Origin of the sequence: Sphingopyxis sp. (genome assembly GCF_040216815.1) — a bacterium.
GTDB lineage: Bacteria > Pseudomonadota > Alphaproteobacteria > Sphingomonadales > Sphingomonadaceae > Sphingopyxis.
In genome coordinates, this window is the sequence record NZ_JAVJOJ010000005.1 from 167093 (window position 1) to 189330 (window position 22238).

At 61.3% G+C, this 22238-nt stretch carries 18 protein-coding genes; 12 read left to right on the plus strand and 6 right to left on the minus strand.

Going from position 1 to position 22238, the window contains the following annotated elements; all coding sequences use genetic code 11:
- Positions 1–54 precede the first annotated feature (54 nt).
- From metC to RIA72_RS08320, 5 genes are all read left to right on the plus strand, one after another.
- Positions 55–1221, plus strand: a complete 1167-nt coding sequence (metC, locus tag RIA72_RS08300; RefSeq protein WP_232003384.1) for a cystathionine beta-lyase — start codon at positions 55–57, stop codon at positions 1219–1221.
- Positions 1218–1970, plus strand: a complete 753-nt coding sequence (locus tag RIA72_RS08305) for an amino acid ABC transporter ATP-binding protein (protein ID WP_053555646.1) — start codon at positions 1218–1220, stop codon at positions 1968–1970. Before metC ends, RIA72_RS08305 begins: the two co-directional genes overlap by 4 nt.
- A gap of 285 nt (positions 1971–2255) precedes the next feature.
- Positions 2256–4961, plus strand: a complete 2706-nt coding sequence (locus RIA72_RS08310) for a TonB-dependent receptor domain-containing protein (RefSeq protein ID WP_053555645.1) — start codon at positions 2256–2258, stop codon at positions 4959–4961.
- A gap of 11 nt (positions 4962–4972) precedes the next feature.
- The gene (locus RIA72_RS08315; RefSeq protein WP_053555644.1) at positions 4973–5677 is read left to right on the plus strand and encodes a PepSY domain-containing protein; all 705 of its coding nucleotides are present in this window, start codon (positions 4973–4975) and stop codon (positions 5675–5677) included.
- The gene (locus RIA72_RS08320; protein WP_053555643.1) at positions 5674–6408 is read left to right on the plus strand and encodes a PepSY domain-containing protein; all 735 of its coding nucleotides are present in this window, start codon (positions 5674–5676) and stop codon (positions 6406–6408) included. Before RIA72_RS08315 ends, RIA72_RS08320 begins: the two co-directional genes overlap by 4 nt.
- Before the next feature lie 4 nt (positions 6409–6412).
- Here the strand turns inward: RIA72_RS08320 and hutC are convergent, their stop codons facing one another.
- From hutC to RIA72_RS08335, 3 genes are all read right to left on the minus strand, one after another.
- A complete protein-coding gene (gene hutC, locus RIA72_RS08325; protein ID WP_294047960.1) occupies positions 6413–7219 on the minus strand; it encodes a histidine utilization transcriptional repressor HutC in 807 nt (268 codons plus the stop codon).
- A 183-nt stretch (positions 7220–7402) separates the two neighbouring features.
- Complete coding sequence (locus tag RIA72_RS08330; protein WP_053555642.1) at positions 7403–8257, minus strand: alpha/beta fold hydrolase; 855 nt, start codon at positions 8255–8257, stop codon at positions 7403–7405.
- Position 8258: 1 nt separating this feature from the next.
- Positions 8259–8987: a class I SAM-dependent methyltransferase gene (locus RIA72_RS08335; RefSeq protein WP_053555641.1), complete on the minus strand. Its 729-nt coding sequence runs from the start codon at positions 8985–8987 to the stop codon at positions 8259–8261.
- A 127-nt stretch (positions 8988–9114) separates the two neighbouring features.
- Between RIA72_RS08335 and RIA72_RS08340 the strand changes: the two genes are divergently transcribed.
- Positions 9115–9834, plus strand: coding sequence for an AraC family transcriptional regulator (locus RIA72_RS08340; RefSeq protein WP_350031825.1), 720 nt, complete (start codon positions 9115–9117; stop codon positions 9832–9834).
- An 83-nt stretch (positions 9835–9917) separates the two neighbouring features.
- Here RIA72_RS08340 and RIA72_RS08345 read toward each other — a convergent pair whose 3' ends face one another.
- Both RIA72_RS08345 and RIA72_RS08350 read right to left on the minus strand, forming a co-directional pair.
- Positions 9918–11255 (minus strand): tyrosine-type recombinase/integrase, encoded by a 1338-nt coding sequence (locus tag RIA72_RS08345; protein WP_053555637.1) that lies wholly within the window; start codon positions 11253–11255, stop codon positions 9918–9920.
- Between the two features lie 359 nt (positions 11256–11614).
- Positions 11615–11890 (minus strand): hypothetical protein, encoded by a 276-nt coding sequence (locus tag RIA72_RS08350; RefSeq protein ID WP_350031720.1) that lies wholly within the window; start codon positions 11888–11890, stop codon positions 11615–11617.
- Positions 11891–12131: 241 nt separating this feature from the next.
- Between RIA72_RS08350 and RIA72_RS08355 the strand changes: the two genes are divergently transcribed.
- From RIA72_RS08355 to RIA72_RS08365, 3 genes are all read left to right on the plus strand, one after another.
- The gene (locus RIA72_RS08355; RefSeq protein ID WP_350031721.1) at positions 12132–15143 is read left to right on the plus strand and encodes a TonB-dependent receptor; all 3012 of its coding nucleotides are present in this window, start codon (positions 12132–12134) and stop codon (positions 15141–15143) included.
- A gap of 211 nt (positions 15144–15354) precedes the next feature.
- Positions 15355–15849: a PraA/PraB family alkane oxidation protein activator gene (locus RIA72_RS08360; RefSeq protein WP_350031722.1), complete on the plus strand. Its 495-nt coding sequence runs from the start codon at positions 15355–15357 to the stop codon at positions 15847–15849.
- 357 nt (positions 15850–16206) lie between these two features.
- The gene (locus RIA72_RS08365; RefSeq protein WP_350031723.1) at positions 16207–18648 is read left to right on the plus strand and encodes a porin family protein; all 2442 of its coding nucleotides are present in this window, start codon (positions 16207–16209) and stop codon (positions 18646–18648) included.
- An 18-nt stretch (positions 18649–18666) separates the two neighbouring features.
- Here RIA72_RS08365 and RIA72_RS08370 read toward each other — a convergent pair whose 3' ends face one another.
- Positions 18667–19293, minus strand: coding sequence for a TetR/AcrR family transcriptional regulator (locus RIA72_RS08370; protein WP_350031724.1), 627 nt, complete (start codon positions 19291–19293; stop codon positions 18667–18669).
- A gap of 207 nt (positions 19294–19500) precedes the next feature.
- On the opposite strand from RIA72_RS08370, the gene RIA72_RS08375 reads away from it, so the two are divergent.
- The 3 genes from RIA72_RS08375 (at position 19501) to RIA72_RS08385 (ending at position 22238) form a co-directional block, all read left to right on the plus strand.
- Positions 19501–20355, plus strand: a complete 855-nt coding sequence (locus tag RIA72_RS08375; protein ID WP_350031725.1) for a metal-dependent hydrolase — start codon at positions 19501–19503, stop codon at positions 20353–20355.
- Positions 20352–20774, plus strand: a complete 423-nt coding sequence (locus tag RIA72_RS08380) for a DUF2147 domain-containing protein (RefSeq protein ID WP_350031726.1) — start codon at positions 20352–20354, stop codon at positions 20772–20774. Before RIA72_RS08375 ends, RIA72_RS08380 begins: the two co-directional genes overlap by 4 nt.
- A 255-nt stretch (positions 20775–21029) precedes the next feature.
- On the plus strand, positions 21030–22238 hold the full coding sequence (locus RIA72_RS08385) for a CoA transferase (RefSeq protein WP_350031727.1): 1209 nt from the start codon (positions 21030–21032) through the stop codon (positions 22236–22238).

A 22238-nucleotide genomic window follows, 5' to 3' on the forward strand; every position in this document is an offset into this window, starting at 1 on the left:
CCCGGGGAGCCGGCAAGCCCGAAAGGGCGCGCCTGGCAGGATCCGACGCGTGCCGTGCACGGCGGTCCCCGTCCGTGCGATCAGCGGGGCCTCATCAATCCGCCCGTCGACCGGGCCTCCACCATTATCTACGACAGCGTCGAGGCCTATATGGACCGGCACCAGGGTCTCTACGATGAGGTCATCTATGGCCTGTACGGAACGCGAACGACCTTTGCGCTCGCCGAGGCTGTCAGCGAACTTGAAGGCGGCTGCGCGACCGTCATCACCTCGTCCGGAACCAGCGCAATCGCGCTAGCCCTCACGGCTTTCGTGGCCGGGGGCGACCATCTGCTCGTCGCGGACTGCGTCTATGGGCCGACCCGCAAGTTTCTGACCGACGTTCTCGCGCGTTTCGGGGTCGAGGTGGAATATTTCCGGCCCGATATCGGAGCGGAGATTGCCGGGCTGTGCCGCAGCAACACCCGGCTCATCTATATGGAGACCCCGGGCTCGCAGACATTCGATATGATCGACGTCCCCGCGATCACGGCGGTTGCGCGCAGCCGGGGCATATTGACCGCTCTCGACAACACCTGGGCCACGCCGCTCTTCTTCAAGCCCTTGGCCCATGGCGTCGACATCTCGCTTGCTTCGGCAACCAAATATCTCTCGGGGCACTCCGACTGTCTGCTCGGCACGATGACGGCGGCCAGCGATGCCGTCTACCGCCAGCTCAAGGACGCGGCGGCGCGCTGGGGCAACTGCGCGAGTCCCGACAATTGCTATCTGGTCCACCGGGGCATCAGGACGCTCGATGCGCGCCTTGAACGCCACCAGCGCACCGCAGCGACGCTGATCGAATGGTTCGCCCAGCAACCCGAAGTGGTTGCGGTCCGCTATCCGGCTCATCCCGCCGACCCCGGCCATGCAATCTGGAAGCGGGATTTCACCGGTGCTTCCGGATTGTTCGGTGTTCAGCTCGATGGCCTGACCCCGCCCGAAACCAGCGCCTTTTTCAACGAATTCTCGCTATTCCAGCTCGGTTCGAGCTGGGGCGGCTTCGAAAGTCTCGCGGTTCCGGCGTGGCCCGCTCCGATCCGCGATTTTCCCAATGGCGAGGCAGATGGGGCGCTGATCCGCATTCACGCCGGCCTCGAAGCGCCGCAGGATCTGATCGCCGACCTCGCCGCAGCCTTCGCGCGGGTACGAGCGCTCCGCGGCCGGGGGCAGGCGTCATGACCGACGCCTCGGGCCACGCGGCCGTCAGCTTGCGGCAGGTCGACAAATATTATGGCGCCTATCATGCCCTCCGCTCGATCGACCTCGAAATCGCCCCGCGCGAGCGGATCGTGATTTGCGGGCCTTCGGGCTCCGGCAAGTCGACGCTCATTCGCTGCATGAACAGGCTCGAGGTGCCCGACTCCGGCGCCGTCCTGATCGAGGGGGCCAAGATTACCGACGCGTCGCGGGAGGCCGTTGCGGCGCTCCGCGCCGTCGGCATGGTCTTTCAACAGTTCAATCTGTTCCCGCACAAGACGGTGCTGGAGAATTGCACCCTCGCGCCCGTCCTCCTCGGCGGCTTGTCTCTTCCGGAGGCGGAGGCGCGCGCCATATCCTATTTGGACAAGGTGAGGATTGGCGACCAGGCGGGCAAATATCCGGGGCAGCTCTCGGGAGGGCAGCAACAGCGGGCCGCAATAGCTCGCGCTCTGGCGATGGAACCCAGGATTCTTCTCTTCGACGAGCCGACATCGGCGCTCGATCCCGAGATGATCAAAGAGGTACTCGATGTGATGACGGCCCTTGCCGGCGAAGGACGGACGATGGTGTGCGTGACGCATGAAATGGGATTCGCGCGCGAGGCGGCCGATCGCATTCTTTTCATGGATCAGGGCCAGATCATCGAAGACGCAAGGCCGGCCGATTTTTTCGCCGCGCCGAAAAGCGAGCGCGCACGGACCTTTCTCGAACAGATACTTACGCATTGAGCGGCTCAAGTCGGTCGTCCCCAAGCTGTGCCGACCCACTTAATCATGTCATTTCATGAGCAAGCCGAGGGAGGGGCCAGCCGGCTCCTTGCGCGAAAAGGCTCGGGCCAGCAAAAAAATTTCAAAATTGATGAGGGGTAGAGCTTTGGGGTGCGTATCTAATAGGTGTCGTGCGCCCGGAATTTCCTTCATAACTAATTGATATGATTCAATAAATTCCTATTGACCTGTATATACATTTGATGCTCTCTGAGGGGAATCAGCCAACCATCAGGGGGTTTCGCTATGATGACCAGGACAATTTTGCTCGCCAGCGCCGCAGCGGTCGCGACCTTTGCAACACCGGCGCTCGCGCAGAGCGGTGCCGCGACGCAGTCACCCGCCGCCGAGGATGCTCCGAACGGATCGGACATCGTCGTGACCGGCTCGCGCATCCGCCGCCAGGACCTCGCGGGCGTCGGCCCGGCGACCGTCGTGTCGGCCGAGCAGATCGAAAATACCGGCGTCGTCAATATCGAGACCGTACTGCAGCGCCTGCCGGCCAACGCCGGTTTCGCGGGCAACCAGACCTCGGCTTATTGGGCGAACAACGGCTATGGCACCGCGCAGGTCAACCTTCGCGGCCTCGGCATCAAGCGCACCCTTGTGCTGCTCAACGGCCGCCGCCTGGTTGCGGGCGGAACGGGGGCGAACTCGTCGCCCGACCTCAACATGATCCCCGTCGCCGCACTCGCTCGAACCGATGTGCTGAAGGACGGCGCCTCGGCGATCTACGGCGCTGATGCGATGGCGGGCGTCGTCAATCTCGTCACCCGGACCGATTATGAAGGCCTTGGGCTCAGCGTCCGGCAGGGCATCACCGAAAAGGGTGACGGGTCCGATTTCACCGCCGACCTCCTCTGGGGAATTCGCAACGATCGCGGCGGCTTCATGGCGGCGGTCACCTATCAGAAGACAAAGGCGGTCAACATGGCGACACGCGCGCCCTGCTCGCTCGCCGAAACGACGCCGGGCCAGCTGTCGTGCGTCAACAGCGCCTCGACGATCGGCGGCCGCGCGGTGCTGCCGAACGGCCAGCAGATCAACTTCAATCAGGTGCTGGGCGGTAACGGCAACTTCTTCGAGCCGTACAGCGCTGCCAAGCACAACTTCAACTCGAACCCGTTCCTCAACGCGGTGAGCCCGGTCGAGCGCGTGAGCACGGCGTTTTTCGCCGACTATGACATCACTGACAATATCGAGGCGTTCGGCGAATTCCTTTACACCTTCCGCAAGTCGAATCAGATCGCGACGCCCGGAACGCTGCGCAACCTCTCGATCGCGGCGAGCAATCCCACCAATCCGACGGGGCAGAATATCGTCCTCATCCAGCGCCGCCTCGCCGAGCCCGGCCCGCGCCAATTCTTCCAGGAAACCGATACCTGGCAGGGTACGTTTGGCCTCCGCGGCAAGCTCTCGAACGATTGGGGATGGGAAATCGCGGGCGCCTTCGGCCGCAACACCGCGGTCGATGGTTCGACCAACATCGCCAATCTCGAGCGAGTGGCGAATTCCCTCGATACGACCAAGTGCAGTCTTGCTGCCGGTGCCACGATCCCCTGCGCCGACTATCTCGGGTTCGGCGACCTGACCCCGGAGGTTCTCGACTATATCCTGTTCACGTCGCGCGACCGCGGCGGCAACGAGCTTGCGACGGTCACCGCCGATATCAACGGCGATCTCTTCAAGCTGCCCGCAGGCCCCGTCTCCTTCGCGGCGGGTGTCGTCTATCGCAAGGAAAAGGGTTGGCGCGATCCCGATCCGCTGACGGTGCTCGGTATTGCCAACACCAACCAGCAGGATCCGATCTCCGGAACGAGCACGGCGAAGGAAGCCTATCTCGAACTGTCGGTGCCCGTTCTGGCCGACACACCCTTCTTCCAGTCGCTTACCCTCGACGGCGCGGTTCGCTACTCGAACTACGACCTGTTCGGCAGCGACTGGAACTACAAGGGGAGCGTCGACTGGGTCATCAATGACAGCTTCCGCCTGCGCGGCACCTACGGCACCGGCTTTCGCATTCCGAACGTCCCCGAATTGTTCGGCGGCGTCTCCGAGGGCAATCTGACGACCACCGACCCCTGCTCGCGCTATTCGACCAGCGGCAATGCGACACTGATCGCCAATTGTCAGGCGTCGGGCGTTCCGGCCAATTATGTTCAGCTCGGTACAACGATCCTGACGACGGTCGGCGGCAATGAGAATCTGAAACCCGAAAGCTCTACGACCTGGACGGTCGGCACGGTGATCACGCCCAAGGGGCTCGTGCCCGGCCTGTCGCTCACGGCGGACTGGTTCGATATCAAGATCAAGGATGCCATCCGCGCCATTCCCGGGTCGACCAAGCTCAGCATCTGCTATGCGAGTCAAAATCTCTCGCATCCCTTCTGCGAAGATTTTACGCGCAGCCCGCTGACCGGGGAAGTTACCTTCCTTTCGGCGCAGCCGATCAACACCGGTCGTGAAGAAATGAACGGCCTCGACCTCGGCCTCGTTTACAACAACAATATCGGCAGCGTGAACGTCTCGCTCGACGTCAACCTGACCTATCTCAACAAATATGTCGTCCTTCCCTTCCCGGGTGGCGCACCGATCGATTTCGATGGTTTCATCGGCGGCGGCAACGGCGGTTATCCGAAGTGGCGCGGCTATGGCGTGCTAACCGCTGAAAAAGATGGTGTCAGCGCGACTTGGTCGACGCAGTGGATCGGCAAGGCGACAGACTTTAATGCGGCTCCCGGAGAGATCGGCTACAGCACGCCGAATGTCTTCTATCACAACCTTCAGGTCGCCTATGAGATTGACGAGAAGACGCGCTTCCAGCTTGGTGTCGACAACCTCTTCGATCGCAAGGCCCCCTATATCCAGAGCTTCACCGATGCGAACACCGACACGATGACCTACGACCTGCTCGGCCGGCGCTTCTATGTCGGTTTCCGCACCGCCTTCTGAGGAATTGGGAGATGGCAATCCGTTGGCCGCTGCTCGTTCGGCGAACGCATAAATGGCTGGCGCTGGTCGTGGGCATCCAGGCTTTGCTCTGGACGTTGACCGGCTTCTACATGGTGGTCGTTCATATCGACACCATCCACGGCGATCATCTGGTGCGCTCCCCGGTGGCCCAGCCCTTCGACCTCGACGGCCTCGCAGCGCCGTCGAAGGTCGTCGCGGCCGCGCCGGGGGTGTCCGAAATCCGTCTCCAGCGCTTTTTCGGCCAACCGGTCTGGCGCGCCGAGACCCCTGAAGGCGCGCGCCTGTTCGACGCGCGTTCGGGTGCGCCGCTGCCTGCCCTGACCGAGTCCCAGGTCCGCGAACAGGCACGGCGCATCTACACCGGTGACGGCAAGATCGTCTCAGTGCGACTTTTGACCGAGGCACCTCAGGAAATGCAGGCGCGCAAGCCACCCTATTGGCAGGTCGAGTTCGAAGGCTGGAACCGCCCGACGCTCTATCTTTCGCCGACGACCGGTGAACTCATTTCACGCCGCCACGCATTGTGGCGCGTGTTCGACTTCGCGTGGATGCTCCACATCATGGACTATGATGAGCGGACCGACGTCAACAACCCGCTGCTGCGCGTCGCGACCTGGAGCGTCTTCGCGATGGCGCTTTCCGGTGCGTGGCTGCTGATCTGGTCCTTCAAACGCCGCAAGAGGAAGCAGGCATGAAACGCATCCGGCTGACGCCGCTCTTTTTTCGGCGCATCCACAAATGGGTGGGGCTCATCCTGGGTCTCCAGTTCCTGCTCTGGGCGCTCAGCGGTTCGGTGATGGCGCTGCTCGACAAGGACAAGGTCGGCGGTCACGGCGGCGGCATGTCGCATGCACATGCCTTGCCCGCGGGAGAGTATTTTGACGTCGCCGGCTTGCCGCGCGGTGAGCCCGTCACCGGGGTGGTTTTGCGCGATCTTGGCGTCCGACCGATCTACGAACTCCGCACCACCAAGGGCGTGCGGCTGGTCGATGCTACGAGCGGTGAGGATATTCGCGTCGACGAGGGGATGGCCCGCGAAGTCGCGTCGATGATGAACGAGGCACCAATCCGCAAGGTGAGCGTGATTGCGAAGCCAAACCTGGAATCACGCGACCATGAAGGTGCGATGTGGCGCGTCGACTTTGCCGACGCCGAGAATAGCAGCGCCTATGTCTCGCTCGACACGGCGCGCTTCCTCGTGATGCGCGGCGATACCTGGCGGACCTGGGATTTCTTCTGGATGCTCCACAACATGGATTATGTGAACCGGAAGAGCTTCAACCACCCGTTGATCATCTTTGTCGCTTTCGGGGCGCTGTGGCTTTCGGGGACCGGTTTCTATCTGCTCTTCAAAAGCTTCAGCCGCGCCGATTTTCGCTGGCTGCGCCGTCGCCGCAAGCCCGTCGTTACCCGCAGCACGGCCTGACGCGTCAGTCGTCGACCGAAAAGGCGGCGGAAAGCTCGAAGCGCGTGCCGGGATGGGAGAGCCAGGCGTGCGACACCAGCCGACCGTTGCTCCAGGTCCGCCGCGTCATGCGCAGAACCGGTTCCCCCTCGTTGAGACCAAGCATGCCGCGCGTGCGCGCGTCGGGCATTTCCGCGCGGACGCGGTGTTCGACCCGCTCGAGCGGCGCGGTGCGCGTCAAATATTCGTTGGGCGTGAGCTGCGTAAAATCTAGAGTGCCATAATCCGGCGCGGCGGACGCAAGTACGAACCGCTCTTCGAGCTGGATCGGGAACTCGGCCTCGTGGTGAACGATGATCGAATGGAAGATTTTCGTGCCCACCGGCACCTCCAGCAGCGCGGCGGTTTCGGCGCTGGCCTTCTCCTCGACATTCTGGATGACTCTCGCCCGGTAGTCATGACCGCGTCCGCGAATTTCCTCGGCGATATTCCGGATCTCGATCATATGGCCGATCGGCTTTGGCTCGGCGATGAACGAGCCGCTGCCTGCGCGGCGGACGATGATACCTGCCGATTGCAACTCGCGAAGCGCTCGGTTCGCCGTCATGCGCGAGACGTCGAATTGCCCGACCAGATCGGCTTCCGACGGCACGCGGTCGCCCGGTTTCAAACGGCCTTCGCGGATAGCATCATGGATGCTTTGCTTGATCGCTGCGTAGCGCGGTGGGGCATCCGGGGAAGCGCCGTCGGCAGACCGCTGGGCGCTGTTCGAGTTCAGTCGAGGCATAAGATCCATCACCCGTCTATACAGGTGAAACCATTCAGATTCCAAGCGTTCCGACGTGAATTTCCGTTAGGCTCCTTCCAAAGTCGTATGACTGCAAGAAACGATTTGCGGCCTCGGGGCGACTGGTGCCTGATGCCACCGATTTGTGACGCAAGTCATCTCGCCAAATGACTATAGGGCTTGCCCATGCCGGCCAAAAGCTCGGCTACCTTGAGTGAAGCTCGGCGGTCAATCAGGGCCTGCTGATGCTGTGGGCAGCGGCGGAAGCTCGTTCAGGAATTCGCGGATGGCAGGCGCCAGGCATCGAGCGAAATCCTCGGCTGTCACGATCGCATCCGAGATTGCTGCCGCAGCCAGCTTGCCGTGCGGCAGCAGGTCAGCGAGCTGCTCCGCTAACGCTTGTGGATGCCTCTCGTCCATTCCTGGAATGATCAGCGTCGGCATTGCTATAGCTGCGAGTTCGCTAACGCTGCGGAAGGCGCGGTCATCACCTATTGCCGCGGCAGCCGCAATGCTGGCAGCATTGCTTCGCGGAATCGCGTCGTGAACCATCTCGCGAATGACTGGCGCCAAATTGGGCAGTATTGGCGCCCAGGCCGCATAAAGCCCTTCCTCGCGGACGCGCGCCGCGAACTCTCTCATAAATGCCGTTTCAGCTACTTTGGCCTCGTCGTCTTCGATGTCTTCAACGCTGATCAAAATGGCCGCTCTCACTCTCTCCCGATGGGCGAGTGCGGTTCGCAAAGTGATCGTGGCGCCGAGCCCCGCACCGCCGACAATGGCGGAATCTGCCTTCAGGTGATCGAGAAGCGCGATCACGTCGGCTGCGTAGGACGCCCAGGTGTGTTTCGCTTCCTCACTGCAAAGGGACCGGCCATAGCCACGGACATCGGGCAGCAGTACCGCATGCCGGTCGCACAGCTGGCGCGCCAAGGGTATCAAACTCTGGTGATCAGGGCCGCCGCCATGCATGAGCACAACGACGTTGGCGGTCGGCAGCCTGCGATAGGGATCTACAAGCGCAGCAAAGAGCGGCCAGCCGTCAGGTCCGGAATAGGTTATGTCGATTATGTCGGTCCGCATGCTAACCGCCACGAGCTGCCGAGAGGATGATCGCGCCGTCATCCGAAAGACCATTTAATCGGGCTATATCAAGCAGCCTCTCCAGATCGTCGCGCAATCCGCAAGGCTCCGGGATCTCGTGAAGCCTCTGTCTGGCCGATAATTCGATTTGGGAAACGGAGAGGGGCACGAGAAAAAGCCTACAAGAATAGTCGATCCTAAAGCCGGCGGTCAGAAATGGGGCGGCGAGATCAGCTGGCTGGGGGCAGGGATTGTGCACAAGACCGGCCCGACGGTCTATTACCTTTATCCATTCGTCATATAGCTGTGCTGCCAGCTGCGATGGAATGGCCGCATCATACCAGCAATCCAGCACCACGACACCCAAACGTGCGACCCGGATTGCCTCCTGAAGCCCCCTATGAAGGTTTTCCAGATGATGCGCGGCGTATTCCAAAGTCACCACATCAAAGCTTTGATCCGGGAATGGAAGTGTCTCTGCTCGGCCGAGGTGTATTTCCAGGCCTAGTGCGCGGCCTTCCTCTACGGCCTCTCCCTCCGGGTCTATGCCGACGCAGTGGGCGACATCGGCTTCGCCGAATAGCTGCAGCGAAGCACCATTGCCGCACCCTACATCCAGTATCGACGACGGCTTGAAGGCGAGCACACGCGATAGGAATTCTTTGCGATACTCCCCGTGCGGGCGAGGCATTTCTTCCGGCTCCCGCTGTTCGACCATCTTCAACGACATCTGCAACTCCACCTGATGGCGTCTGGTAGGCAATCCGCGTTGCGTCGGATATACGCTATCACGACAAAGAATATTCTGGATCGGACATATTGTGACAATTGCCGAAGCCGGGGCCGAGGCCCTCTCAGTGGACCGTTCGGTTTTTCCGGCGGGGTTCAGGGGCACGTGGCATGCCCATCCTGCCGCACAGCTCATCTATCCTAGCCGCGGTGTGATGATCCTCGAAACGGCGGCTGGATGCTGGGTGGTGCCGCCCCAGCAAGCCTGCTGGCTCCCTTCCAATGAAAATCACCGCGTGCAAACTTCAGCTGGCTTCGAAATGCTCAGCGTTTACTGTCGCGGCAGCGTGCTCCGCCGGCTGCCCGAGGCTCCCGGTGTCGTTGCGGTGAGTGGCCTCCTGCGCGAGTGCATCTTTGCCCTCGAAAAGGCAGCGCCGCGCTCCCGGCGCGTCAGTTTGGCGATCTTGTTCTCCCAGGAAGTGTCCGTCGAAATCGCGCCATCCCTATTCGTCCCTCAACTGCGGTCCTCGCGTCTCAGAAAAATCGAGACCGCTCTCTCGCGGGAGCCGGGGAATGACAAACCATTGTCGGAGTGGGCGAGCGAATTGGGCGCGAGCAGCAGGACCCTGGCTCGCGCATTCGAGCGTGAAGCGAATATGACTTTTACAGATTACAGAAGACAGGCGCGACTTCGGGCCGCCCTGGTTCGCTTGGCCGAAGGAGAGCCCATAACCAATATCGCCCTGGATTTGTCATTTGGCTCGGCCAGCAATTTCATCCGTATGTTCCGTCAGGCGACCGGCGTCACCCCGGGGAAGTATTTCCAAAGCCAGTCCAAGCGGAGGTAGATGGTCGAATTTCGGCGCGCCGCTAACTGCGGCTTGCGATCTGAATTCAAGCTTCCCTCCAAAATCGCGTAACCCTGTCCCAGCTAGGCTGCCTTGCGAATTGGTGCCTCCTGTCGATCGAGGAACTCGGAGAGAGCCGCCTTCCGCGATGCGCGATCGAGCGAATACGCACGCTGCTTGAAGATTCTTCCGTCGAGCAGGGCGGCAATGTAGCCGGCCAGTGTGTCGGCCGCCATAATCAACGCCGCGTCCAGGACATGGATATATTTGCTCGTTACCGACCCCTTCGCATGACCCATAAGGGCGGCGATGGTGACCTCGGTGAAGCCCAGGTCATTACCGATGCTGGCGAAGCTGTGGCGCAGAACATGCGCAGTGACGCCTTCGAGGGGCGAGCCCAGGAATATCTCGTCCCAATGGTTTGGAAAGCCGCCAAATGCCGTGTCCTCACCGCGCGGGCCAGGAAACACATATGTGCCATTGTCTTCGCCTTGATGCTGCTCGAGGAACTCTACAACCGGCAAGCCGACAGGGCGGACCGACTTTCCTTCCTTGCTCTCGGAGAGGCGAAGGCAACTTCCGTCGATATCGACATCGCACCATTTGAGATTGATAATCTCACCGCGTCGGCAACCTGTAAGTGCGATTTGCCGGATGATATCGATCGTCGGGCCGAACTTCTCGATTTGCGCAGCGGCCTTGAGCATGCGGCCAAGAATTCGATACTCGCCGTCGTTGAGACGCCGCGAACGGACATTGTCTTTGGGACGCTTGATGCCATGCGCGGGATTGCTGTCGATGATGCCGAGATCGACGGCATAGGTCAGTATTCCGCCAATCAACCCCAGCGTCCGAGCCGCCGTGCCTGGCCCACCCCGCACATTGGCGCGGCCGCGGAGCTTTTTGGTCTTGATGAAGGCTTTGGTCTTCCCCGCCATGATATCGCGCATGGCTTTCGTGAGGATCGCCTTAGTGAGGTCTTTGACCCGGCGGGATCCGAGGAGCGGGATGACGTGCCGTTCGATCCGGCCCAGATCGATGTCGACGGTCGATTGCTTCTTCGGGCGGCCCCCTTTGCCCAGAATGAGTCCATCCCTGAGATCCTGCATGTAGAGCTCGCATAGCTCCTTCATCGACATCGCTTTGTTGAGTTCGGCCCGTTCTTCGGCAGGGTCCTCGCCTTGAGCAACCCTACCGAGCTGGGACTTGGCCTCCCGCCTGGCAGTTTCCGGGGTCCAGACTCCATGGATGCCGATCGTGTAACGACGCGAGCGGCCTCCGGCGCGATACTGAATGAGGTAGCTGCGCTTGCCGGTGGGGAATATCCGGAGCCCGAAGCCAATTAGTTCATCGTCCCAGAGGACATAATCTTTCGTCTCTGCTACAGCTGCATCGACAACGCGCTTGGTCAGTTTGACCATCGAGCCTACTCCCGTTTGGCCCGGTTTTCGCGTAAGCACCACGTAAGCACGCGGAAGGAAATCAGGGCGAATTCAAGGTTACGGCAGCGCAGATCGACAAATCAAGAATAGCGTTTTATTATAGTGGCTTAGGCTAGAAAAAGCTTGCTCTGGCGTAGGCTGGCGCAAACATGCTAGTACCCCCTCCGAAGGCAGAGGCCAGGGGTTCGAATCCCTTCGGGTGCGCCATTCTCGAACAAGAGAGAGAACTGCGGGCGCGATGCGCTGCTCGATTCGACGCAGGCGCGTGGCAGGGTGGAATGTTTTGCGCCGTACGCGGCAATAGCCTTCATCAACGATGGTTATCATTTCCTGCCCGGTCAGACGCAGCGCAGCGCGACCTTCCTTGCCAGATCTTCATAGACTTGGTCGTTTAGCAGGCGATTGGGCGGCGTTATCGCGCTGGGCAAGAGCATTACGATGTTAATGGCGACGATCGCGACCGGACTGCCGCGATCACCGGCCGACAATGGCCGTCCGCAATTCGGCTCCGGTGGATTCCAGCGGAACCGCCACACTATCGCGTCCACGCCCCCCCGCTGATCCGAGCCTTCCCGCGCGGCTTGTTCAGCGGCAGCGGCGCGGTGATCGCCCATTCTCCGTTCGTCAATTTGTAACGCCATCATGCCATCGATTACCACCAGCCAAGGGCGGGTGTGAATTAGGCGAAACGCCAAATTTCAAGACAATTCATCACCCTGCAGATCGGAATAAAATCGGCATCGCCACATATAAACATTGGCATTAATGTATATTGACATCGATGTGAACATCGACCAGCTTCGTGACAGGAGAAAACTCCAGCCGGTCATCCGGTAGAATGTCAGGGGAGAGAAGATGGTCTATATTCGGCCCGCTTGCATGTCGCGCACGGTCAGCCTTCTTGCTTTGGGAATCGCGATCGCGATGCCCGCCGCGGCCCAGGACGGGCCGCCGGCCGACGAAGCGGCGGACGGCAATATTATTATCGTGACCGCGCAAAAGCGCGAGGAAGCGATGCAGGATGTGCCGATCGCCATATCCGCCTTCTCGGCCGAGGCGCTGGACGCTTACAAGATCGAAAGCGGGTCCGAACTGCTGCGCGCCGTGCCCAACGTCAGCTTCTCGAAAAGCAATTTCAGCATGTACAATTTCTCGATCCGCGGGATCGGGACCAAGGCGATTTCGGCGTCGAGCGACCCGGCGGTCGCGGTAAGTTTCAACAATACGCCGCTGATCCGTAACCGGCTGTTCGAATCGGAGCTGTTCGACATGCAGCGGGTCGAGGTGCTGCGTGGTCCGCAGGGAACGCTTTATGGCCGCAACGCGACCGCGGGCGTGGTGAACCTGATTCCCGCGCTTCCCGATAACGAGTTCGGGCTCGATGCAAAGGTCGAGGTCGGTAACTACAAGACGATGCGCGCGAGCGGGATGATCAACGTCCCGATCACCGACACGCTGGCGGTCCGCGCCGCGGGCGCGCTCACCAGCCGCGACGGGTTCGACTACAACACCTTCACCCAGCGCCGCGTCAACGGCCGCGAACTCTGGTCGAGTCGGCTGTCGATGCTGTGGGAACCCAGCGATCGCCTGAGGGTCAGTGCGATCTGGCAGCATTTCGACGAGGACGACGACCGGTCGCGCACCGGCAAGCAATTGTGTACGCGCGATCCCGGTCCGACAGAGATCAACGGCATCCGGATACCCGATGGGACACAGCCGGGCGTGGTTACCCCGCTCGAAGAGAATCTGCGGGGGCGGTTCAGCCAAGGGTGCCAGTCGGCGTCGCTTTATGACGATGCGGCCTATGGCACGCCGAACGGATCGGGCCTTGCCTATGTCGTTGCCGGTCAGGTGGTCATCCCGATGGGCCTGCCGCCGGGCGGTTCGGCCCAGCAGGTTTATGCCTTCCTTCCGACCGATCCCTTTCTGGATGCGACCCAGTCGCGCGACCTGAGGGAAATCGCGACCGGCTATGATCCGGTTTTCCGGGCCAAGAATGACGTTTTTCAGGGCAATCTGGAATTCGACGTCACCGATGCACTGACCTTTGTGTCGCAGACCGCCTATGCCCGCGATCGCTATTATTCGTCGCAGGATTATAATCGCTTTGTGTCCGGACCGTTGTTCAGTGATACGACGGGGCTGGTCGACCCCTTTTCCGGGCAGCCAATCAGCCAGGACCACGCCGCGCCGGGCGGCATTTTCTGTGACCCGCAACTGGGCTGTTCGAACCGCCTGCTGTCTGCCGACCTCAGCCGGTCGCGCAATCGTCAATGGTCGCAGGAGTTTCGTCTGCAATCCGACTTCGACGGGCCGTTCAATTTCAACTTGGGCGTCAATTATCTCGATTTCAAAACGCAGGACGATTATTTCGTCTTCAGCAACGCCTTCACCTACATCGCCTATAATCTGTACAATCGTTCGCCCCCTTTCGGCACCACCAACTACGATCCCTGCCCGATCGGGACGACGGGACGTGATTGCGTTTACGTCGATCCCAATCCGATCGATTCGCTCGACGAGCAGGGACATAATTATTTTCTCAGCCGCAATCTGGTGCGGACGAAATCTTGGGCGATTTTTGGCGAGGCCTATTGGGACGTCACCGATAATCTAAAAATCACGGCTGGCTTGCGCTGGACCAAAGACAAGAAAATCACCACGCCGGTGCAAAGCCAGTTGCTGCTTGGCGGCGGCGGGGGGACGATCGGGACAAGCGGCGGCTATGTGAGTTCCGGATATCCGACCGATCCCAACATCGTCCAGAAATGGTCCGAACCGACCGGCCGCATCGTGATCGACTGGAAACCCGACCTGGGCTTCACCGACCAGACGCTGATCTATGCTTCGGGCTCGCGTGGCTACAAGGGCGGCGGCACCAACCCGCCGCGTCCCAATCTGCATCCGCGCATCGTGCAGTTCCAGCCGCTGCCGGCTACGTTCGAGCCCGAATACGTCAACGCCTTTGAAATCGGGACGAAGAACAGCTTCGACGGCGGCCGTTTCACGCTGAACGCGACGGCCTTTTATTATGATTATGAGGGCTATCAGATTTCGCAGATCGTCGATCGCATTTCGCTCAACGAAAATTTCGACGCGACGAGCTGGGGTCTCGAGCTTGAAACCGCATGGCGGCCATCGCGCGCCTTCCGGGTCGATGCCAATCTCGGCTATTTGCAAACTCGCCTGAAGAAGGGCGCCAAATCAATCGACGTGATGAACCGCACACAGGGTAATCCAGACTGGGTGCTGTTGCGCCCGTGGATCCAGCTGCCGTCGAACTGCATCGCGCCGCGCCAGATTGTCGAGGATATTTTGACCAATCCCTTCACCCAGTTCGGGGTGGGGCTCAATGCTCTCCAGGCATTGTGCGGAGGGTCCAAGGAAATGGGGACCTTCGATCCGTCCATTACCGACGGGTTGCCGCTGTATCAATTCTACGGATTTGAATATAATCCGATCACCGATGCGCCGAACGGCGGCCGCGGATTTTTTGCCGATCTGGAAGGCAATGAACTGCCCAACGCGCCGCGCCTGACATTCAATATCGGGGCGCAATATAGTTTCTTCATCGACGACGGCGATTGGGAGCTTACGCTGAGAGGCGACTATTACCGCCAATCCAAAAGTTTCGCGCGTGTCTACAACACCGAATATGATCGCCTCAAAGGTTGGGACAACGTCAACTTGGCGGTGACGTTGGAGCGGCCTGCAGACGCACTGACGTTCCAATTCTACGTTAAAAACGTGTTCAATAAAACACCTATCACTGACTTCTTCACGAACAGTGATGACACTGGGTTGAGCACGAACGTATTCACGCTCGATCCGAGAATATTTGGTTTCAGTATTGCGAAGAAATTCTGAAGTATTCTTTGTATGATTAATCCAATTTTAACATCAATAGCTTTGATGTATAATAATATTGCGTCGATAAGCCCCAATATAATGGGAAATTTGCCGTGATTTAACATTGACATCAATATAAAATACTGAAATGTTCACAGGTGCACCCTCCCTCCGATTCGAGAGTGCGTTAATAATATTGTAAGTAATTATTAACTGTGGAGAGTTGATCATGAAAAAATTGGCAATATTCGCTGCGGTCACTACTGCGCTTGTCGGTGTACAGGCTGCTTCTGCCGCGACCTTTGCGCCGGCACCCAGCGGCCCGCACGTCTTTTCCGGGCCGGTTTCGGTGCAGAAGGACGGTTTGGTCTATAATTGCACGCTCACGGTAACCGCCAATGTGACCTCGTCTTCGACGGCCACCGCGACGGCTTCGCTATCGGGTGGCTTTCCCTGCGGGCTCATCTCGGTCACCGGTACCGGCAACATCACGCACGACGGGAGCGACTGGGGCATCTCGGGTCTGACCATCGATCCTCCGATCAGCTCTGGCACCTGCACGGGCCGGATCAAATTTGCCTGGGGTGGCAACACCGGAACGCGGACGATCACTTTGAGCACGCCCTATTCGGATTCGAGTGCGACCTCGGGCAATCCGTGCAAGATGGCCGGGACGCTCACCAATACGAGCCCGGTGCCGAACACGGTGACGATGACCCCGTAATCGGCCCCTCTATGGTTTTGGGAGGGGCGCTGCGGAATTTGCGATGCCTCGTCTCCCCTCCCAATTTTGAGCGATCCGTGCTGGCCCCTCGGCCCTTGCCCTCCAGCTCCCTCCCACGATCGCCACTCCCGGGTTGCGGCCATCTTGTCGATGGTTGCAATCTCCTCTTCCCTTGGGCGCGCGAAGTTCGCGCGCCTTTTTGTCTCAGCGCTTCGGCGTCACGATCGCGGCAACGGTCAAGCCGGATGGAAGTAACCCGGCCATGAGAAACGCTTGACGCTGTTGCGATCTTCTCCGGATGGTACCGCCGTGATGCGGCGACCCGGCGGCCCTCTCAGACGCACTGGCTGGCCGCGCTTGCTGATCGCGCCGATCCTTTGCCTGGCCGGTGCGCGATGGTGCGAGGCGCGCGCAGCCAATTTGGACAATGTCGCCGCGGGGGTAATTATGGAAGCCGACGCCGCGGCGACCGACCGGAGGCCGAGTGGTCAGCAGCCACCCGAAACCCCCGATGACACCCGCCCCGACGACCCGATCATCGTCACCGCCCGGCGCTGGGGGCAGGCCGATATGGCGTCCGAAACCGAGCTCGACGAAGATCGGATCGCCGCCTATGGCGCCGATACGATCGGCGCGCTGGTCGAGGACATTACCCCATTGATTGGCGGAACGCGCGACACGCCGATTCTCCTCGTCAACGGCCGACGGATCGGCAGCGCGACCGAGATCACCGGCTATCCGCCCGAGGCGCTCAACCGGCTGGCGATTCTGCCTCCCGAAGCAGCGGCGCGCTATGGCTATGCCGCCGGGCAGCGGGTCGTGAATCTGGAACTCAAGAAAAATTTTGCGAGCACCGCCGTGGACGGCGGTTTTGCGATGCCCCTCGCGGGGGGGCGGGGCAGTTCGCAGCTTTCGGCGGCGCGGACGATCATCGACGGCGACACGCGCTGGAACGTGCAGGTGCGGGGCAGTGCCGATACGCCGCTGCTGAAAAGCGACCGCGATATTCCGGTCCGCCCCGACGTGGCGGCCATCCTTCCCTCGCTCGAAGCGGCGGAGGGGCATTCGATCGACCCGAACCGCTTCGAAACGCTCGCGGCAAAAACGCGGTCGCTCAATCTGAACATCGGCGTCGTGCGGCCCGTTGGTGATTTTTTTCTGTCGCTCAATGCCAATGCGGGCGTCAATCGCAGCACGCAGCGGACCGGCATGCCGCTGGCGTCGATCGTCGTGCCGGTCGGCGGGGGGCAGGACACACTCTATCGACTGGTCGGCGACCGCGCGCTCCAAAACCGCCAACGGTCGTCCAACTTCGGCGCATCGGCATCCCTGTCCGGGGCGATTGCGGGGTGGCAGACCAGTCTTTCGGCGTCCTTTTCGAGCAGTCGCAACAGCAACGCCAACGACACGGGCTATGACAGCGGTGATTTGCAACAAAGGCTGGATGTCGGCGACCCGTCCTTTGATCCATATGGCCGGTGGCCGCTCATACCGCTGCTCACCGACCGAAACAGGTCGAACTCCAGGATCATTGGCGCGACGTTCAACGCATCCAAGTCGATCTTCAAACTTCCGGCCGGCCACGCGAGTAGCAGTGTTACTGTCAATGCAAGCCATAGCCGGTCGCGGTTTCGCGCTCCGGTGGCGACAAGCGGTCCCGTCTCGCAAGACCGGTTCGCCAGCCGCCAGCTGGATGCGCGATGGTCATTGACCCTGCCCGTCGCCAATCGCGCACTGGGCGTCCTCACCCCGCTCGGCGATCTGGGCGTGGACCTGTCGATGGAGATCGGAAAGGCAAGCCGAACCAGGACGCGCCATAAATGGGATGTCGGCGTGCGATGGGCACCGCTTCCTTTTGTCGATTTTCGGGCGTCGTTCGGGCACGAAAATGTCGAGCCGCTGTTCGAACAATTATACGGCCCACGGATCGAGGTGGTCACGCGCCTGTTCGACTTCGCGCGGCAGGAATATGTCCAGCCGATCAGCATTTTCGGCGGAAACCCGAACCTTGAGGGCGGCAGCATAGACACCCTTTCTGCGGGTGCGATGCTGTGTCCGTTCGGGGGCGACCTTGTGACCTTCAACATCGAGTATCGCCAGCGCGTTGCCCTAGGCGGCGTTGCAGCGTTGCCGACGCTTACGCCCGATGTCGAAGCGATCTTTCCCGAGCGGGTCGTGCGCGACGCGAACGGGCGGCTCCTTTCCATCGATGCGCGACCGATCAATATATCGACCGACCGGACCGAATCGATCACGTCGGGCATCACGTTGCTCTATACCGCGCGGCCGAAGACGGCGGCCGGCGAGACGCTTTTGGCCGCCGGTCAGCGCCCCTGGACGTTCAGCCTGTCGATCGCCCACAATTGGCAACTCGCGAGCCAAATGATCATACGTCCGGGCCTTCCTGTGCTGGACCGACTGCGCGGCAGCGGGCAACCGCGACAGAATGTCACGCTCAATCTGGTTGTGGGCCGACGCGGAATGGGGGCTTCGCTGAACGGCACATGGAACGGGGCTGCACGCATCGACTCCGAAAATGCCGGCGGCGGTATGACCGCGTTTCGCTATCCGTCCTGGGCGTCGTTCAACCTGGGATTATTTGTCGAACCCGAACATTTAAGGGCGTCGCGGGACCGCGATTGGGCGTCGAACCTTAGAATATCGGTCGACATACAGAATATTCTGAACGGGTTCCGAAAGGTGTCGGTGCTGGGCGCGACCACGCGCCGTGTGCTGACGCGCGACGAGGTGGATCCGCTGGGCCGAACGATCCGCCTCAGCATCCGGAAACAATTTTAGCGGCGCGGGCCGACGCTTTCAGGAAACAGCCGGCGGAATCCCCGACGGTATCAGGAACAGCGGCAGGATGCGGGCGATCAGATCGCGCATGGCATCGTCCTTCTGGTCGAGCATGTCGCGCACATAGGGGCCGATCACCGCGTCGCCGAACGCGCTCACCGCCATCATCAGCACCGCGGCGCGCACGCGGTCGGGTGCGGCATCGTCGGTCGACTGGCCGACAATGGCTTCGACGAGCGAGCGCACGGCCTCGCGCACGGGTTCGAGATGCGCGACATCGCCCGAGAGGATAATCCACGCCGCGAGCGGCCCGGCGCCCCCCTTGTCAAAGGCGTCAAACACGCGATCCGCCACAACGCGCGGCGCGGCAGCGTCTGTCTTGAGCAATTCGACCACATCGCCGAGCGCAACCGTCAGGTCGTTGATCATTGATCCCATCAGCGCCGATTGCAGGCTGGCGGCCGATCCGAAATGATGAAGGACATTGGCATGCGACATGCCGATTTCGTCGCCGATATTGGCCAGCGTGACAGCGCCGGGCCCCCCCTCGAGCAGCAGGCGCCGCGCCGCTGCCAGACCCTCTTCGCGGACCTCGGGGCCCAGCCGCTTGCGCCGCTTTACGCGCGGTATTGCTTGCTTCTGCATCGTTGTTGTTCCTTGCGGCCGCCCCACCCCACATGGGCCGTAGTCCATGGAGTCCTTAGCGCAATTGGCGCGATTGTCACAATCCATGTCTGGCGGCGGTCGGCGCGCCGTCCTGTCACCTGAATCGACCGAAAACATCGCTTGCACGATCCTTCATCGCATTATATAAACATTGATGTTAATGTAATTTATGAGCAGAGGTGCGCGATGTTATCGACCTACACACCCCGCGATCTTCAAATCGAGAAGCGCGACCTGAAATTCGGACGCGAAATAGAACCGACACGGTGGTGGCACAGCGGCGATCCCGGCCGAACCGCCTTCTTCAATGCCTTGTCTTCGACCTTTCCGGTGGGCGAGAAATTCTTCATGACGGCGGTGCGCCATTATCGCGACGGCACGCCCGAACCGCTGCGCAGCCAGATCGACGATTTTCTCTATCAGGAATCGATGCATTCGCGCGAACATGTGGTGTTCAACCGCCAGGCACAGGATGTCGGGTACAACATCGCGCCGCTTGAGGATCGGGCGCGCCGCACGATTGCGTGGGTGAAGCGCCGGTCGCCGCTCCAGCAACTCGCCGCTACCTGCGCGCTCGAACATTTCACCGCGACGCTCGCGCATGATGCACTCGCCGATCCCGAACATCTTGCGGGCGCGACCGACGAGGCGAAGCGATTGTGGCAATGGCATGCGATGGAGGAAATCGAGCATAAGGCGGTGGCGTTCGATACCTATTTGCATGCAACGCGGCACATGACGCCGTTCCGCCGCTGGCTGAAGCGCAGCCTTGTCATGTGCCTGACGACAATCCGTTTTCACTATGTGATTTTTCGCAACACAGCCGACCTGTTGCGGCAGGACGGACGCAACGATTTCGCCACATGGCGGAAGCTGCTTGCCTATCTCTATCGCCGGCCCGGAACACTGCGTCTGCTCCTGCTCGGCGTGTTCACTTACATGCGCCCCGGCTTCCATCCCTGGCAGCTCGACGACCGCGCCCTCTTGGCCCAGGCGCAGGCGGCGCTCGAAGCCGGTGAACCGAAAGCGCATGCGGCATGAAGACGCTGGCTCTCCCGGTGGCCGCGATCGGCCTGTTTGCGGCATCGTCGCCGGCATCCGCTGCCGACATCACCGGCATCTGGGCGACCGGCAGCGAGGGCGGCCGCGTCGAAATCTACCGCTGCGGATCGGCGCTCTGCGGCAGGGTCGTCGACGCGGCGCGGCTGCGCGGCAACCCTGACCTGCGCGATGTGCGTAATTCGGATTCGAAACTGCGGCAGCGACGAATCAAGGGGCTCGTCGTGCTCAAGGATTTCACCGGCGGACCCGACGAGTGGAAGGGGGGACCGGTGTATGACCCCGAAACCGGCGATGGCGCGCCGCGCGGTTATCTGAAGCTGCTCGCGAACGGCAAGCTCGAACTCAAGGGTTGCGTCGCGTTCATCTGCCGCAGCAAAATCTGGACGAAAACCCGTTAGGCCCAGGCTTTCGTTCGGCGGCGCTGGCTCGACGAAAAAAACGGAGCGGTCCTTTTTCGGGTATTGCCGTGCCGAATTGCGTATCGGATCGCGAGTTTTCGCGTCCTGCCGCCGGTGTTTACAGCGTCGCGGCTTGACTCACGGCGTTCGTGCGGCTTTCCGGTTTCCATTCGCCACGTGATGGCGGACACGCGCGGCGGGATCCTTGCCGGATGCCGCCGCTCGATCGTGACCGGGCCGGGGGATGGACGCCATATGTACGACCTGTTGACCGGCCTGTCGGTGATCGAGGCGTCGTCGTTTGTCGCGTCGCCGACCGCCGGGCTCTACTGCGCGCAAATGGGTGCCGAGGTGATCCGCGTCGACCAGATCGGCGGCGGCCCCGATTTCCGGCGCTGGCCGGTGACGGCGGAGAACAACTCGCTCTATTGGGAAAATCTCAATCGCGCGAAAAAGTCGGTCGCACTCGACCTTGGCCGGCCCGAAGGGCGCGAACTGCTCAAGGAACTGGTGCGCGCGACGGGCCAGTTCATCACCAATTTCCCGGTCGAAGGCTTTCTGTCGCATGCGACGCTCGCCGAAGGGCGCGCCGACCTGATCACCGTGCGCGTGATGGGCTGGGCCGACGGGTCGCCCGCGCTCGACTATACGGTGAACAACAGCGTCGGCTATCCGATGCTGACGGGCGCTGGCCCCGACCCGGTCAATCATGTGCTTCCCGCATGGGATCTGCTGACCGGCGCCTACGCCGCCTTTGCCTTGCTTGCCGCGATTCAGCGGCGCGGCGTGAGCGGCGAAGGGGGCGAGGTGCGCATTCCGCTCTCCGACGTCGCGATCGGCACGGTCGCAAATCTGGGCGGCGTGGCCGAGACGCTCTATACCGGCGCAAACCGGCCGCGGCTCGGCAATGCGGTCTATGGCCTGTTCGGCCGCGATTTTACGACGCGCGACGGGCGGCGGACCATGATCGTCGTCGTCACGCCGCGGCAATGGGCGAATCTCGTCGCGGCGCTGGACCTGGACAAGCCGGTGGCGGCGATCGAGGCCGCGCGCGGCGTCTCCTTTGCGAGTGATGACGGACTGCGCTTCACGCACCGCGATGCGCTCTATCCGCTGTTCGAAGCGGCGATTGCGGCGCGCGACCATGACGATCTGGTCGCGGCCTTCGACGCGGGCGGGATCGTCCATTCGCCCTATCGCACTATGGTTGAGGCGGTGCAGGACCCCGCGCTCGTCGCCGATAATCCGATTTTCGGCGCGGTCGCCAACCCCAGCGGATTTGCCTACCCCGCCGCGGGCGCCTTTGCGACGCTGCCGCAGGCGGAGCGACAGCCGCCGCGCCCGGCGCCGCTGAACGGCGAGCATAGCGAAGACGTGCTCGCCCACCGCCTTTCGCTTTCATCGGGCGAGATCGCCCGCCTGATCGATGCCGGTATCGTCGGCATCGCCAACACCGGAGACTGA